A 16,010-nucleotide genomic window follows, 5' to 3' on the forward strand; every position below is an offset into this window, starting at 1 on the left:
GTTAAAACTATCCTTGCTGAAGCTTGTGCACATATTGAACAATCTTCCAGCGATCTTCCGGCGTAATCTGCGAACCATGTGGCCACATACGTCCTTTACCGTGTGTAATGACGTGAAAAATATGTCCGTCATTCATTGTCTTATAGGCATCTGATGAATAATTCGGTACGCCTTTATATTCTTTTGCTACTGGTCCATCACCTTTACCGGCTGCGCCATGGCAATGACTGCAATACCGAGTGTACAATAACTGCCCTTCAGCCTGCGCTTTTTCTGAGTCTGGAATTGGGTTCGTCAGTACACGCTCGGCTATTCCTATGCTATCCGCCGGAATATTGTACATCATTAGATCCGTTGTAGCGTTCGCGCCCGTACCGAATGTTGTGTGGTAATTAGGACGAGCAACGGTGCCGCGAGCCGGAAGACGCATGTTCAACCCCTGCGGGTTTATGGTGTTAGCCCGAATTTGCCGATACGGTTCGTAGCCTACTGCATCGTACATCTGAGGAGCATATTCAACACCCGTGTTGTCATGGTCTTTTTTACAGGATGTACCCGCAAATAGTAATCCAACAATAGCTAATGCTGTTACGCTCTTATGCTTAGTAATCATTCCCATTCTGGACATTAGAACTGCTTAACATTTACTTCAGCAGCACCTGATCTCTTCAGGATCTGCTCAATATCCGTTTCACCAATATTGTTTTTGCTCAGATCAATGGCCATCGCAAATTTGTTATCGGTGGTTCTGAGATCGTACATTAACGGCTTTACGGTTGGTCCTAATCCATTCGATACGATGAACGTACCAACCATACCTAATGCACAAAAAAGAACGGTTAACTCAAAAATAACCGGTACGTAGATCACTGGTGAATATGAATCCTTACCACCCACAATCATAGGCCAATCAAAACCTTCTGTGTAGAAAGTAAGTGCCAGAGCCGTAAGCGTACCCGATAAGGCAAACATAAATGCGGCTATCCCCAGACGACTGCGCGGGTGGCCAAGTGCTACGTCCAGTCCGTGAATCGGGAATGGTGAGTAGACTTCGTGAATCCGAACACCGGATTTCTTTACTTCTCTGACAGCTTTCAGTACAACATCATCATCATCGAAAATGCCTACTAAAAATTTACTATTACCGTGGACGTCTGACATACCTCTTGTTTGTCTATCTCAGATTCTGAATCGAAAGCGTTAATTCGACTGAGATTCAGAATGTGAGACGTTTATCTATTTCTATTCTACGTCTTTATTAAAAGTTGGGTTAGCAACACGCTCACCCTTGGCAACACCTGATACCGAAATCGGCAGTTTCTCAGATGACGACTTAATGATCGTTTTCACTTCAGCCATGTTGACTACCGGCAGGAATTTCGAGAACAGCAGGAACAACGTGAAGAAGAGGCCGAACGAGAAAATATAATCGCTGATGTCAAACAGGGTTGGGTGGAACATGGCCCAGCTTGATGGCAGGTAATCACGGTGTAATGAAGTCACAATGATTACAAAGCGCTCAAACCACATCCCGATGTTTACGATAACTGATAAAACGAATGTCCAAACAACGCTCCGGCGAATAGCCCGCGACCAGAACAGCTGTGGCGTAATTACGTTACAGGTCATCATCGCCCAATAAGCCCACCAATAGGGACCAGTTGCCCGATTAATGAAAGCATATGCTTCGAATTCAACTCCCGAATACCAAGCAATGAAGAACTCTGTCAGATAGGCAACACCCACAATCGAACCTGTCAACGTAATGACTTTGTTCATTGATTCGATGTGCTCTACTGTAATGTAATCTTCTAGCTTGAAAACGACACGGATAATCAAAACCAGGTTTTGCACCATGGCAAATCCGGAAAAGATAGCTCCTGCAACGAAGTAAGGAGGGAAAATAGTGGTGTGCCATCCGGGAATTACCGACGTAGCAAAGTCCATACTTACAATCGTGTGTACAGAGAGTACAAGGGGTGTCGACAAACCAGCCAGAATTAAGCTCATGTATTCATAACGAGCCCACGTTTTTGCAGAACCATTCCAGCCTAACGAGAAAGCACCATAGATATAACGAGATACTTTGCTACGTGCCCGGTCGCGGATTGTGGCTAAATCGGGGATAAGACCCATGTACCAGAAAACCAGCGATACTGTGAAATACGTACTGATGGCGAATACGTCCCAGACCAGCGGAGACTTAAAGTTCACCCAAAGTGATCCTAACGTATTTGGTAATGGTAAGCACCAGTAAGCAACCCAGGGACGGCCTGCGTGCATCATGATGAAGCTTGCCGCGCATATAACGGCGAAAATCGTCATAGCTTCAGCAGCCCGGTTAACGGCAGTCCGCCATTTCTGCCGGAACAACAGGAGAATAGCCGAAATCAGTGTACCAGCGTGACCGATACCTACCCACCATACGAAGTTGGTGATATCCCAGGCCCACCCAACGGTTTTATTAAGGCCCCAGACACCTAAACCTTCCCACCACGTCCAGAATAGACAGGCGGTACCGTATAGGAGCACAACCACCGCAATGGTGAAAGCGATAGTCCACTCCCGGGTTGGACTGCCTTCAACCTGTTTGCTGATATCCTCCGTCACGTCGGCATAGGTTTTGCCACCGGTGACCAGAGGAGGTCTTACAGCTGATGTAACATGCGACATATATCTTACTGATTTACGATGTATGGTTTATACTATACGAGTTACAAATTGTACGTCTGATTGTTACTACAAATCAAACATTAACTATATTAACTCGTACTTAATTTATGCATGAGCTTCCTGACGCTCAGTTTCCTTATTTTTTGGTTCTTCGTCTTTGTTACGAATCTTGGTCAAATATGAGATTTGCGGTCTCACGTTGATCTCTTCCAGTACGTGGAATGCGCGGCCTTCCAGTTCAACAGCAAGCACTTTAGAAATTGTGCTCTCTGGGTTATTCATATCACCGAAAACAATTGCCGTTGTTGGGCAAGACTGCGCACAGGCAGTTTGTACTTCATCAGCCCCTAATCGACGACGCTCTTTCTTGGCGGTGAGTTTGCTTTCCTGAATACGCTGAACGCAGAATGAGCATTTTTCAATTACACCCCGTGACCGAACCGTTACGTCTGGGTTAATGACCATTTTCCCAAGGTCATTGTTGAAATGATAATCGAAATTATCATTATCAAAATACTTAAACCAGTTAAAGCGACGGACTTTGTAAGGGCAGTTGTTTGCGCAATAACGTGTGCCGATACAACGGTTATACGTCATCTGATTCAACCCCTCGGTGCTGTGAGTTGTTGCCAGAACCGGGCAAACCGTTTCGCAAGGCGCATTGCTACAATGTTGGCAAAGCATCGGTTGGAATGTTACCTCGGGATTAGCGGAAGCAACTTCCAAAGCTGAGTAGTTTTCAGCCTCGCCATCACTACTATAATACCGGTCAATCCGCATCCAGTGCATTTCACGCCGTCTGATTACCTCTTTACGGCCAACAACTTGAATATTATTCTCGGCATTACAGGCCACAACGCAGGTTCCGCAACCGATACAGGAGTTCAGGTCAATGACCATTCCCCATGAGTGGTTCGGCTTACCGTAACCATTCCAGAGCGTAATATCGGTTGGATCAGTTGCTCCTTTTGAAGTCTGAACTTTGGGTTCGTACCGACCCGCTTTAGGACTCTTCTGGTATTGAGCTAAAATAGACTCCTGCAACACAGCTTTACGACCCATTACGGTATCGTGCGTTTGCGTTTGCGCTATTTCATGCGTTCCACTGGCTTTTTCTACTTTAGCGTCAAAAGCGGAATACGTAGCATAACCACCCGTTATTGTAGCAAATGGGTATGCATTCTTTCCAACACCGTTTGCCGATTTACCTGCTTTCTCACGACCATAACCGATAGCAACCGATACGGTGTTGTCCGCCTGTCCGGGCTGAATAAGTACGGGTAATTCGATTGACTTGCCATTAACAGAAACCGTTACCAGATCATTCTGGGCAAGTTTCATATCACCCGCAGTTTTCTGAGAGATAGCTGCGTAGTTATCCCAGCAAGCTTTCGAAACAGGATCAGGTAACTCCTGTAACCAGGGGTTATTCGCCATCGCTCCCGTACCAATAGCATTCTTCTCGTACAGCGCCAACTCCATACCTGTTGTTGGTTTATAGCGTTGTGCAATACCAGCCGCAGCCTGTGCTACGTTTCCAGCAAAGGTTGCACCACCTGCAACAGCCGGAGCCGCATTCGGTTCAAACACACCGTCGTTCAAACACTTTACCCAGAATGCATCAAAAGAACTGAAGCCTGTTGCCTGAGGAAAATGGGTTGTACGCCAGTAATTTTTCAAATACGTCTGATAGTCACTCGGCTTGCCAGCCCAGGTCAACAGACTCGACTGGAACTGACGAGTCTTGAAAATGAGCGTAATAGCGGGTTGCATTAAGCTGTAATAACCCTGCTTAGGCTCAGCGTCATTCCAGGACTCCAGAAAGTGAGGAGCTGGGGTGATATATTTCGATAGAGAAGCCGTTTCATCAGCCCGATCGGCGAATGATACAGACAAGGCAATTCTTGGCAAAGCCTCAGCAAGTTCGGCCCCGCGTGGGTGATCGTATACCGGATTAGAAGCAAAGAACAAAGCCGCCCCAATCTGCCCCGCTTTAGCCTCGTTGATAAAGGCATTCATCTGCTGGTCATTACCCTGACGGTAATTGACAGGCGTGTTAATATCTATCGTTGTTCCGTAGCTACCAAGTAGATTATTGAGTGCATTAACAACAATCTGTACGTTTGGATCATTTGAACCCGAAACAACTAATGCTTTTCCACGTGCGTTAGCAAGATCAGTAGCCGCCTTATCCAAATTGGCAACCGTAACTGATGGTGTACCGATTGCAGTCCCACCTAATTTAGCGGCTACTTTATTATACAGAGCTGCTACAACCAAGCCTTCCTGCGATGGTTTGATGGCAGTGCGATAATCAGCATTTGCCCCCGTCATTGACAGGCCAGTCTCGAATTGATAGTGCCGAGACATGGTTTTCTTACCACCGCCTATGGCACCGATTTTCCGGCCCTGTGCATAAGGACCCATGTATTCGATAGGCGCTATCCAGCTACCCAAGAAATCAGCACCAACGCTAACAATTGTCTGTGCTTTACTGAAATCATACGATGGAATAACGGCTTTACCAAATGATGCCTGGTTCGCCTGTACAATGCCAAAGACAGAATTAGCATCATACGTAATGTGTCGGGTAGTCGGGTATTTAGCAACGAAATCAGCAATAACAGCTTTGGTTGCCGGGCTAAGAATCGTTGATGTAATGATCCGAATCGCCCCACCTCTACCAGCTACCGAATTTAGTTGACTACTAATTTCGCGGTCAGCAACTGCCCATTCAATGGACGAGCCACCCCGTTGCGGGCCTTTCAGTTTATCAATATCGTATAAGGATAGAAGAGACGCCTGAACTCGAGGGGTTGTACCACCTTTCGATACGCTCGACGTTGGGTTACCTTCAATTTTAATAGGCCGACCTTCACGGGTTTCAACCAGAATAGCGGCATAATCTCCTCCTTCGCTGAAAGTAGAAGCGTAGTAATCCGATATCGATGGAAACGTAAATTCCGGTTTATTAATATAGGGGATGGCTTTATGAACGGGTGTTTCGCAAGCAGCCAGCGATACAGCGGCCATACCAAAGCCCATTACTTTAAGGAAGTCACGGCGTTGGGTGTTTGAACCACCGAGCAGACCTTCCAGATCGTCTGATGATTCGCTTAGGTCTGGGTTAGCAAATTCGCTATTTGCGTTCTTCACGAACGTAGCATCATTACGTAACTCTTCAACCCCTTTCCAATACCGTTTAGATGTATTTTCCATGCGTGTTTTTATGCAGCAGTGGTTAAAATGATTAATGTAGAAGATTAAATGAACCGCCCGTCAATTCCGGGTAAATCAGTTGCATTGGTGAATCACAATGCAATGGTCATTAGTCATCAACATTAGTAGTGACATTTAGAACATTCCAGACCGCCAATATTAGCAACTTTAAGCGGTTCTTTGCTTTCCTTCCGGTGAAGAGCCACCAGTTTATCGTAGTAGGCGTTGTCTTTCGTATTCACTTCGGTCCGACGGTGGCAATCGATACACCAGCCCATCGTCAGCGATGATCGAGCTTCCATCACCTCCATTTTTTCGACCTCACCGTGGCAGGTTTGACACGCTACGTTCCCAACATTTACGTGTTGAGCGTGGTTGAAATACGCCAGATCAGGTAAGTTGTGAACCCGAATCCACTCAATTGGGCGATTCTCTTCAATAGCTGTATAAATCTTCTGAATTTCAGGCGACTCTTTTTTGATAACGCCGTGGCAGTTCATACAGATGTTGGCCGCTGGAATCGTAGCGCTTTTCCCTTTCTGTGCACCTGTGTGGCAGTAGTTACAGTCAATTTTATATTGACCAGCGTGAAGCTTGTGCGAGTAAGCAATTGGTTGCTTTGGCGCATATCCTTGCTGAATACCAATACCATAAGCGCCATCAATAGTCTCTTTAGCAGCAACTAAAAGAAATAACCAAATGACGATTGAGCGAAGTGTAGGATTGTTAAAGGTATTCGATAAACCTGTTTTTAGTCGTTGGCTGAACGTGGAAGGAATTTGAGTACCTTCTCCTATTGAGACAGGAGATACAGCTTTCGAAAGAATCGTTACGATAACCAACAGAACACCCAGGACGAGCAACATTACGACCAACAAGGCAACCAAAACAAGTGTAAAAAGCTCAGATGGGCCGCCACTTGTTGGCCCTGAACCGCCCGTACCACCTGCGTTTTTGGTATCTGCTGCTCCAGCAACATCTGCCGTAACCGCAGGTTTACCAGCCTGGTCGATGTAAGCCAAGATGCCATCAATATCAGCATCCGACAGACTCGGAAAACTTGACATTTGAACCTTTCCGTTCGCATTAAACACCTGGTTTGCATATTGATCGCCAGAAGCAATCAGAGCCGAGGAGTTTTTAATCCACTTGTGCAACCAATCTCCTCCAGGCGCCCGTTCTTTGATTCCTTTCAGACCGGGACCAACTACCTTCTCACTCGTTACTGCATGGCATTGGGCGCAGTTATTGGTAAATAAGGTCTTCCCTTTTTCAACATCACCACCACCCCCTGCTGGGGCCGCTGGGGCCGCGGCACCGCCGGCTGCTGCATCCTGCGCCTTCACCTGAGCGTTAGCAAGCAACAGCATCAGAAATAAAGCGATGGTCCCACAGAGCTTGTATAAATGACTCATTTTATAAACTCTATTAATTGAGCGAATCAACATAATCACTACTGCTTTTTTATTAGCGTCCAAAAGTACGACACGATTACTGTATAGGCAAAAATTGGTGTTTAGTTATTTGAACCGACGTTTTTATTTATATTGGTTCTAATTAAGCAAGTGATGAATGGCAACTGGTACCTGACAAACATTGAGGATTATCGTTGTTTGTTGAAAACAAAATGCCACTTTTCTAATATTCTATTTGGATATTAGAAAGTGGCAAATGATCTACACTACTTATTATATGAGGTTCCGAGCGGATTCGAACCGCTGTACGAGGTTTTGCAGACCTCTGCCTAGCCACTCGGCCACGGAACCTGATAACCCAAACTTAACCGTCGTTATGTTTGGGAGTGCAAATATAGGTGTTTATTAGTTAGAGAGAAAGCTGGTTTAAAAAATCGTTTTGAATCTCGAGAATGAATAAAAGATTCTACGTGGCTTTTCTACAATGTTAAAGGTCAGTAATCGTAAAATACCAGGTAAAAGGCTGTTTCTGTGATCACCAAAAAGTTATTACGATTCGTTAATTAACTTTTTGGTGAAATAGAAAGTAGTTCTTACAAAAGAATTGGCATCAATACCAAGTGCATAAAAAGGCTATTGAACTTCTAGACAGTTTAAAAACAGAAATGCCCCTATATTCTCAGACATAGGGGCATTTCCTCACAGACGTACTACCTTTTAGTTACGACCTTCCATTTGCTCTTTCAAAGCAGCCAGTGCGTCAAGATCACCTAACGTAGCACCACGCTCTGCCTGAGCTGGAGCTGTAGTCGCTTTTGGTGAAGACACTTTTGCAGCTTTTTGCTCTTTAGCAGGCTCATTCTTCTCCTGCCACGTTTTTGTGTGCGAGAGCATGATCCGCTTCTCTTCTTTCGAGAATTCCGTTACTTTGAAGTCAAGCGTCTCGCCAACTTCAGCGAACGTGCCATCTTCTTTAGTCAAATTCTTTAGAGACGAGAAGCCTTCGATACCGTAAGGTAATTCCAGGGTTGCCATTTTGTCGTTCTTGCTGATGATTGTGCAACGATGAATTGTACCAACGGCAAATACGGTTTCAAAGGTATCCCATGGATTCTCTTCGAGTTGCTTATGACCCAGCGCTAGTCGACGGTTATCAATGTCCAGCTCAAGAACAACTACTTCGAGTTCATCGCCAACTTTGATAAAATCAGAAGGGTGTTTGATCTTCTTTGTCCACGATAAATCCGATACGTGTACTAAGCCGTCGATACCCTCTTCCAATTCCAGGAATAAACCGAAATTAGTTAGGTTGCGGACAACGCCTTTGTGTTTCGTACCAACAGCATATTTAGTACGTAGCTCCGGACGAGTCCAAGGATCTTCGGTCAATTGCTTAATACCTAACGACATTTTCCGATCGTTCCGGTCAAGTGTCAACACAACGGCTTCCACTTCATCACCAACTTTCAGGAACTCCTGTGGATTGCGAAGGTGCTGCGACCATGACATTTCTGACACGTGAATCAGTCCTTCAACACCCGGCATGATTTCAAGGAATGCACCGTAGTCCGCTACATTCACAATCTTGCCTTTCACTTTCGAACCAACCTGAATATCTTCAGCCAGAGCATCCCAAGGATGGGCCTGTAGCTGCTTCATGCCTAACGAAATACGCTTCTTGTCTTCGTCGAAATCAAGAACTACTACGTTGACTTTCTGATCGAGATGAAGAACTTCCGAAGGATGGCTGATACGACCCCACGAAATATCTGTGATGTGTAGCAGACCATCTACACCACCAAGATCGATGAATACACCGAAGTTGGTCATGTTCTTGATAACACCTTCCAGAACCTGACCTTTTTCAAGGTTGTTCAGGATTTGAGCGCGTTGGGCTTCAAGGTCTTTTTCGATCAGGACTTTATGCGAAACAACGACGTTGTCATTAGCATAATTGATCTTGACGACTTTAACCTCCATTTTCTTACCAACGAAAATATCGAAGTCACGAATTGGCTTCACGTCAATCTGCGATCCTGGCAAGAAGGCTTCAACACCATAAATATCAACAATCAGACCGCCTTTCGTCCGGCGTTTTACGAAACCATCAATAACGAGGTCATCGTCCAAAGCCTTCTGAATTTTCTGCCAAGCTGTGATTACCTTCGCTTTTTTGCGCGAAAGCACCAACTGGCCGTTGGGGTCTTCCTGATTTTCTACGTAAACTTCAATTTCATCCCCCATCTTCAGGTCCGGCATATCCCGAAACTCCGAAGCAGGTACCAAGCCGTCCGACTTGAATCCGATGTTGAGTAATACTTCCCGGTCCGTTATCCCAACGACGGTTCCCATTACCACTTCTTTTTCTTTAACCTCCGACAACGTATTGTCATACAGTTCCAACATCCGGTTGCGCTCCGCATCCGAATAGCCACTCCCAAAACCTTTGTTGTCTGCGCGGTCCCAATCAAATGCCGGCAGTTCGCGTTGCTGCGTTTTGCTCATAAAAAAAAGTTTCCTGACCCTCTCGGTACATCAGCCCGTAGGTCAATGGCGGGCTGACTTTTGGTTGTAAATAGTTTGCCTTCAAAAAAGGACTGCAAAGATAGCAATTGCTTTGATAAAAAAGTTTCGAAAAAGGCAAAAGTCTTTGAAATAGAGGGAGAAAGGAGGAGGGGGACAAACGGGAGAAGAGGAAAAAAGGGAAAGTGATGCAGAACATCTTCTATTTTCCTTTCTTCTTCTCCTTCCGTTCGTCCCCCTCCTCCTTTCTTTTACTTTATCTTATCGAAATGCTTTCTCTTTTTTGGCTAAGAATGGCATCCAGCTTTGCTCGATAGATCCTGAGAACTCGCGCAAGAAAACCAGGAATGTAGGCTTGAAAGGTTTCTGGTGTAATTTGAGGTTTGCTTCTTCTGGGGTGAAATCGCCTTTGCGAGAATTACATCGTTTGCAGGCAGTGGCCAGATTATCCCAACTGGTTTTGCCCCCCCGCGACTTTGGCATAACATGATCAAGCGTTAAATCTTCGGTGGTTCCGCAGTACTGGCAATGATGGCCATCGCGCTTAAAAATGTTCTGCCGGGTAAGCATTACACCTTTATAGGGAAGATTTATGTACCGATGAAGCCGAATCACCGACGGCATCGGGAACTCTGCTGATACGGTTCGGAGCATGAATTGCTCGGATTCAGCAACAAGTTCGGCTTTTTCTAAATAAACCAGCAAGAATGCTTTGGGAACGGAGCAGATGCTGAGGGCACTGTAATCTTGATTTAAGACTAATACTTTCCTACCCATAAACGTTTGAGATGCCTCTGTACGGTAGCAAGTTACAGAGTTATCCACATAAGGGCAAGCGTTGTAAAAAATTTAGTCAGCAGCTTTCTTGATTACCTAAATACTATCCATTAACGACTATTGACTGACATCTAAAATTAATATCGTTCCCGTTGCAGATCGCGTTCAACCTCACGCTCTTTAATGCTGTCGCGCTTATCATAAAGTTTCTTACCCTTGGCTAAGGCAATGTCTACTTTAGCAAAACCACGTTCGTTGGTGAAGAGACGGGTTGGTACGATTGTCAGGCCCTGATCCTTTAATTTTTCGGTCAGCCGTTTGATCTCGCGTTTCGTCAGCAAAAGTTTGCGATCACGAAGTGGTTCGTGATTATAGTGAGTCCCTTCGGTATAAACAGAAATGCTCATTTGGCGAACAAAAAGTTCGTCATTATGAATCACACAGTACGCATCCTGTAAATTCACTTTCCCCTGCCGGATAGATTTAATTTCTGTACCGGTCAGAACTATACCTGCCGTATACGTTTCTAAAAACGAATATTCGAAGGATGCGCGTCGATTACGGATATCAACTTGTTTAACAATAGAAGCAGAAGCCATAATAAATATAAACAGGGCTACAAAGGTAGCCAGGTAAGACCAAGAACACCGGAAATTGCGGAGAGGTTTATCTCTTTAGGAGAAAATGACAATCCATAAAACAAGTTATCCGTCTTCTGAGCGCGGCAAATGCATTCGCTCAGAAGACGGATACGTAAGACACGACAAAAATCAAGCGTCGGCTTTACTTGTTAGTACTACGTTATTTTTTGGGTTTTGTCTCTTTAGTCTGATACTCTTTGTTCAGTCCGTCGAGAATCGTTTTTGTCTGATCGGCCGATGGATCGGCAAACAGGATACCTCCACCCTTTGTATAACCGAGCACAAATTCATATTTGTTCTGAGCGTTTATCTTCTTCAGATAATCGTAGATTTGGTCGTACAGCTCTTTATTTTTACTCTGCTCTTCAACAGCCAGATTTTGGGCTGCCCGTTCGCGATAAGCCAGAATATCCTGTTGCTCTTTTTGGAGAGAAGCTTCTGTAGCACGCCCCTGCTCCTGCGTCATCGTGGCAGCACGTTGCTGAAAGAAAGCCACTTTATTCTGGAGATTCCGGCCTTTAGCTGCCAGATCGTTCTCTAACTGGAACCGTTTGCTTTCGAGAACTTTTTGCGTGTCTTTGAAATATTCGTATTTGGTCAATAACGAATCGACGTTTACATATACAATCGATTTACCTTTCGCTTCGGTTGAGGTCTTTGTTGCAGGAGCCGCTTCGGGCTGTTTGTCTTTGAAATGTAGATAATACAGTACAGCTACGGCAATTGTCAGGATGACGTTCAGAATTAATGAGGCATTCTTCACAGTAAAGAAATTGGTTAGTGACAAGTTTATCTTACAAATGTAGAGGGAATTATCGAATTACTAGGAACGCCTGAGAGTACGATTTGCCATCTGAGTGCCGGTAATTTGTCGGACAAAGAAACCCGATAAGCCAGATAAGCCTCCAACCAATCCGCCCAGAATACCCGTTACTAGTATAAGGATAGCTTCATTATTGGTCTTAAAAAGTAAGCTGCTCATTCGACCAGTAAAGACTCCATCAGTACGTACGTGAATGAGTAGTGCGTAGGCTACCCATACCAACATAATGCCTGCAAAGCCGTAAAAAAACGCGCGACCAGCACCTGGGCTGCGCCAGAAACAAACGCCAAACGCGACGACGGCCAGGCTCCACCAGGGCAGAATCAGTTGAGCCAATAAACTAAATATGGCAATGAGGATAATTTGAATCATAACATAATGGCTGGAAGCCACGAATTTTAGATAGATAAGAAGCTGCTTTCAGCCATGCTACGTTGGCTATTTCAGTAGTATTCTCCGTTTAACTCTTGGATGTTTGTCCTGCGCCGATTGTAGATAGAGCAATTCGTTCAATTGACCTTTTTTCCAGGTCTCAATCGTATTCTGATAATAAGGACTCCCTGGATTACCAGACTGACCGCCAGGATAAACCCCAAAGGCTTTTGGCTGCTCGCCTAGTGCAACTACCATTCGCCAGGAAGGTCCTGTCCGTTCATTTGTCGCGTTTACAATAACATTCCCTCCACCAACATCAAGATCAAGTACACTAAACGCATCAACGCCAGGTAACAAGTGCCGGATGTCTGTGCTTTTGTGCGGTCCCCAGGCCCAATTACTCCCGACAGGGCCATGCTTCTTTATGAGTGTGTCGCAGGTTGATTGAAAACTTTGAGCCAGCAAATCAGGCAAATGTTCGCGAGCAGGCGTTTTGACGTTATCGAACCAACGGGCACCTGAGTCGCGCTGCATAAGCGTCAACGTGCGGTCAAAGGATGGGAAACGCATGGGCAACGTATCGCCCGTATCGAACTCATCGGCCCAAATTGCTTTCATGAGTTGCGCATTCCATTCAGTAAAAATTGTTGGCCCTACTTCGCCCGCGTCGTTGTTACGTTTCCACTGCCGAAGCGACTGCAGTACTTTACGCTGTTCCTGGTTCAGACTTTTTTCTGACAACATTGACAACAGTGTCGGTAATGCGTCGGCGGCTCTGAGATTATACGTATCGTTCTGTAGCTGGCGCAGGCTATCTGTGGTAGCTCGTTGCATAGCCGCCAGACGCTGATTAATACGTCGGCCACGTTCGTAAGGTGCAAACTGCCAGTTGATATAGTACGGATAAGTTGGATCGGTGGAAAACTGGTTCGCCGAGCTGACGAACCCGCGGGGCGGATTCTTAACGATTGGATTCTGATCGGCAGGAATAAAGCCATGCCAATCAGTAGCCGGGTTAGTACCGTCCAGAAGAAACTTACCCTGATCTTTCCATTTAAGCGGAAAACGGCCGTTGGGCGAAATGGCTATGTCCTTTTTATTATCGGCAAAAATGAAGTTTTGCGCCGGTGCTACGTAGTAAGCCAGCGCTTTCCGATAATCAGCAAAGTTTTTGGCGCGGTTCAGGTAGTAAAAACAGCGCATTTCATTGGAAGGCTCGTGAGCAATCCAGCGAGCAGCATACCCCGTTGGAATACTTGCCCGGAAAGGCTTCGCGCCCGCTTCATAAACCAATGGTCCATGATGCGTATAATAAACCGTGTCAATTACGTCTGGCTTACCCTTCACACGTATCGTTTCAATTCGCCGATTAACTGCTTTCCATTGATTATCATGCCAGTATTTCCGACGTGAATCATCCTGGAAGCGAATAGCGTAAAAATCAAGTACGTCGGCCCCAACATTGGTTACGCCCCAGGCAACGTCTTTATTGAACCCAATAATGACGTTCGGTGCGCCGGGTAACGAGGCTCCATAAACGTTGACGGTTGGCGAGACTAGTTGAATCTGATACCAGATAGATGGTAGGCTTAGGGTCAAGTGTGGGTCGTTAGCTAAAATAGGATAACCCGTTGCTGATTTCTGTGGACCAACGGCCCAATTGTTTGACCCAATTTCCGGATTAGCCCGATTGGGGGGCGTACCAAAGCCCGGCGCCGATAAAGCAATCAGGCCACTTAACGCACTGTCTTTTGGCGCAGATGGTATAGGCAGCGGCTTGAATTCCCATTTCGTACCCGGCGGAATGATGGGATCTTCACGAGTTGGATAGTCCGGGAATAAATTAGCCGTGACCGTAGCGCCATATCTCCGCAGAATATTGGTCATGAGCAGATCATCAGCTCCGCCAGCAAGCGTGCTGCTCATTTGTTTCAGCAACAAAGCACATTTGAGTGGTGTCCAAGGCTCAGGCGCGTAACCTAGTAACTTGTATTCAATCGGATAGTGAGCGGGTGTAAGTTGGCCGATCCAGGCATTAACCCCAGCCGTATACGCATCGAGGGCATCGCGAGTTGTTGGGTCTGCCTGCATGCCCTTCAAGGTTTGTTCAGCACCGTAACCCATACCCAGGTGACGATTGAAACGGTCCAGCTCCAACGCTCTGTCACCAACAATTTCGGAGACGCGGCCAGCGGCTGCGTGTGTCTGAAATTCCATTTGCCAGAGTCGGTCGCGGGCCGTGAGATAACCTTGCGCGAAATAAAGATCATGGTCATTTTGAGCAAAAACGTGTGGAACGGCCTGATCATCAATAATAACTGTGACAGGCGATTTGGTGCCATGTACTGTTACCTCTTCATCTGCATCAATAATGGTCTCAGCATTTTGCCAGAAACCAACAAACGGGCTTAGTAACTGACCGAACGCCGGAATGCCTCCCCAGGAACGGTTTAACGCCCAAACCAGTAGGCATGTCAATAAAGTACTAATGATGGCCTTCGTATAGCGCATAACAGGGTAGAAACAACGGATCGTACAGGTATAGAGTCGAATACTGCCGAAAACTAACTAAAAAGAAGTAGTACTTTTGAGTGTTTCTTCTACTACGTTAGTTATGCGCTTTCTGGTATTACTGGTTTGCCTGATTAATTCGAGTGCTGCTCAAACCATTTTTGACCTACAGGGACACCGGGGAGGTCGGGGGCTAATGCCTGAAAATACAGTTCCAGCCTTTCTCAAAGCGCTCGATCTTGGTGTCAAAACGCTGGAAATGGACGTAGTAATCAGCAAAGACAGACAGGTCGTTGTTTCGCATGAACCCTATTTCAGCGCGGCTTACAGCATAAGCCCCGATGGAAAGCCAGTTGATAAAAGAGACCAAAAAAAATTGGTGCTTTATCACATGGATTACGTCGACATCAGGCAGTATGATGTTGGCTCTAACGGAAATTCAGCTTATCCGGAACAGCAGAAAATTAAAACGTATAAACCGCTCCTGAGCGAAGTTATTGAACAAGCTGAAGCCTATAGGAAAAAGAAAAACCTACCCATTTTTTCTTACAGTATTGAAATCAAAAGCGAACCATCGCAGTATAACAAAAGCCAGCCTGAACCAGCTGCTTTCGGCGATCTTGTAGAGGCTGTTATCCGTAAGCAATCGATTACCGAACGTACCATCATTCAGAGTTTTGATTTTGCAGTTTTAAAGCACTGGAAACAGCAGGTTATCGCAGGTAATTATGCTAATGTCAGGCTATCTGCACTGGTAGCCAGCTTACATAGACCGGAGAAAAGCATTCGGAAGCTTGGGTTCAAACCTGATATTTATAGTCCGCATTTTCGCTTGTTAAACAAAGCCAAGATTGCCCGTCTACATGAACAAACCATTAAGGTTATACCCTGGACAGTAAATAAGCGTAGGGATATGCTACGTTTGAAAGAGTGGGGTGTCGATGGGTTAATTACAGACTATCCTAATCGGGCAAGTGGTTTGTAAAAACTAATTATTACTTTCGTAAGTTTCTAAAAATAACCAATTTGGCAGATTGGTTTATGTGCATTGCG

General features: G+C 45.5%; 12 protein-coding genes and 1 tRNA gene. 1 reads left to right on the top strand and 12 read right to left on the bottom strand.

The genetic code is table 11. The features are described from left to right. Window positions 1-7: 7 nt before the first annotated feature. From IC230_RS17385 to IC230_RS17440, 12 genes are all read right to left on the bottom strand, one after another. Window positions 8-613, bottom strand: a complete 606-nt coding sequence (locus IC230_RS17385) for a c-type cytochrome (protein ID WP_191040314.1) — start codon at window positions 611-613, stop codon at window positions 8-10. A 14-nt stretch (window positions 614-627) separates the two neighbouring features. Further along, window positions 628-1,161 (bottom strand): DUF3341 domain-containing protein, encoded by a 534-nt coding sequence (locus IC230_RS17390; protein ID WP_191040315.1) that lies wholly within the window; start codon window positions 1,159-1,161, stop codon window positions 628-630. 81 nt (window positions 1,162-1,242) lie between these two features. After that, window positions 1,243-2,673, bottom strand: a complete 1,431-nt coding sequence (nrfD, locus tag IC230_RS17395; RefSeq protein WP_191040316.1) for an NrfD/PsrC family molybdoenzyme membrane anchor subunit — start codon at window positions 2,671-2,673, stop codon at window positions 1,243-1,245. Window positions 2,674-2,778: 105 nt separating this feature from the next. Beyond that, entirely contained in the window at window positions 2,779-5,892 is a 3,114-nt protein-coding gene (locus tag IC230_RS17400; protein WP_191040317.1) for a TAT-variant-translocated molybdopterin oxidoreductase, read from the bottom strand. A 122-nt stretch (window positions 5,893-6,014) separates the two neighbouring features. Continuing rightward, window positions 6,015-7,340: a c-type cytochrome gene (locus IC230_RS17405; RefSeq protein ID WP_191040318.1), complete on the bottom strand. Its 1,326-nt coding sequence runs from the start codon at window positions 7,338-7,340 to the stop codon at window positions 6,015-6,017. Window positions 7,341-7,587: 247 nt separating this feature from the next. Then, window positions 7,588-7,658, bottom strand: a tRNA-Cys gene (locus IC230_RS17410). Window positions 7,659-8,024: 366 nt separating this feature from the next. After that, window positions 8,025-9,812 (bottom strand): 30S ribosomal protein S1, encoded by a 1,788-nt coding sequence (rpsA, locus tag IC230_RS17415; RefSeq protein WP_191040319.1) that lies wholly within the window; start codon window positions 9,810-9,812, stop codon window positions 8,025-8,027. A gap of 279 nt (window positions 9,813-10,091) precedes the next feature. Then, window positions 10,092-10,607: an HNH endonuclease gene (locus IC230_RS17420; protein ID WP_191040320.1), complete on the bottom strand. Its 516-nt coding sequence runs from the start codon at window positions 10,605-10,607 to the stop codon at window positions 10,092-10,094. Between the two features lie 137 nt (window positions 10,608-10,744). Further along, a complete protein-coding gene (smpB, locus tag IC230_RS17425) occupies window positions 10,745-11,206 on the bottom strand; it encodes an SsrA-binding protein SmpB (RefSeq protein WP_191040321.1) in 462 nt (153 codons plus the stop codon). A 202-nt stretch (window positions 11,207-11,408) separates the two neighbouring features. Next, window positions 11,409-12,011, bottom strand: coding sequence for an OmpH family outer membrane protein (locus tag IC230_RS17430; protein ID WP_191040322.1), 603 nt, complete (start codon window positions 12,009-12,011; stop codon window positions 11,409-11,411). A 60-nt stretch (window positions 12,012-12,071) separates the two neighbouring features. Next, complete coding sequence (locus tag IC230_RS17435; protein ID WP_191040323.1) at window positions 12,072-12,443, bottom strand: hypothetical protein; 372 nt, start codon at window positions 12,441-12,443, stop codon at window positions 12,072-12,074. Window positions 12,444-12,509: 66 nt separating this feature from the next. Next, on the bottom strand, window positions 12,510-14,957 hold the full coding sequence (locus IC230_RS17440) for a penicillin acylase family protein (RefSeq protein WP_191040324.1): 2,448 nt from the start codon (window positions 14,955-14,957) through the stop codon (window positions 12,510-12,512). Window positions 14,958-15,060: 103 nt separating this feature from the next. On the opposite strand from IC230_RS17440, the gene IC230_RS17445 reads away from it, so the two are divergent. Further along, the gene (locus IC230_RS17445) at window positions 15,061-15,942 is read left to right on the top strand and encodes a glycerophosphodiester phosphodiesterase family protein (RefSeq protein ID WP_191040325.1); all 882 of its coding nucleotides are present in this window, start codon (window positions 15,061-15,063) and stop codon (window positions 15,940-15,942) included. Window positions 15,943-16,010: the final 68 nt, after the last annotated feature.

This window comes from Spirosoma validum, assembly GCF_014699035.1.
Taxonomy (GTDB): domain Bacteria; phylum Bacteroidota; class Bacteroidia; order Cytophagales; family Spirosomataceae; genus Spirosoma; species Spirosoma validum.

Excerpts from the sequence above, each read along its gene's own strand:
- IC230_RS17385 (WP_191040314.1), bottom strand. The coding sequence starts at position 613 with ATGATTACTAAGCATAAGAGCGTAACAGCATTAGCTATTGTTGGATTA.
- IC230_RS17390 (WP_191040315.1), bottom strand. The coding sequence starts at position 1,161 with ATGTCAGACGTCCACGGTAATAGTAAATTTTTAGTAGGCATTTTCGAT.
- nrfD (WP_191040316.1), bottom strand. The coding sequence starts at position 2,673 with ATGTCGCATGTTACATCAGCTGTAAGACCTCCTCTGGTCACCGGTGGC.
- IC230_RS17400 (WP_191040317.1), bottom strand. The coding sequence starts at position 5,892 with ATGGAAAATACATCTAAACGGTATTGGAAAGGGGTTGAAGAGTTACGT.
- IC230_RS17405 (WP_191040318.1), bottom strand. The coding sequence starts at position 7,340 with ATGTTGATTCGCTCAATTAATAGAGTTTATAAAATGAGTCATTTATAC.
- rpsA (WP_191040319.1), bottom strand. The coding sequence starts at position 9,812 with ATGAGCAAAACGCAGCAACGCGAACTGCCGGCATTTGATTGGGACCGC.
- IC230_RS17420 (WP_191040320.1), bottom strand. The coding sequence starts at position 10,607 with ATGGGTAGGAAAGTATTAGTCTTAAATCAAGATTACAGTGCCCTCAGC.
- smpB (WP_191040321.1), bottom strand. The coding sequence starts at position 11,206 with ATGGCTTCTGCTTCTATTGTTAAACAAGTTGATATCCGTAATCGACGC.
- IC230_RS17435 (WP_191040323.1), bottom strand. The coding sequence starts at position 12,443 with ATGATTCAAATTATCCTCATTGCCATATTTAGTTTATTGGCTCAACTG.
- IC230_RS17440 (WP_191040324.1), bottom strand. The coding sequence starts at position 14,957 with ATGCGCTATACGAAGGCCATCATTAGTACTTTATTGACATGCCTACTG.
- IC230_RS17445 (WP_191040325.1), top strand. The coding sequence starts at position 15,061 with ATGCGCTTTCTGGTATTACTGGTTTGCCTGATTAATTCGAGTGCTGCT.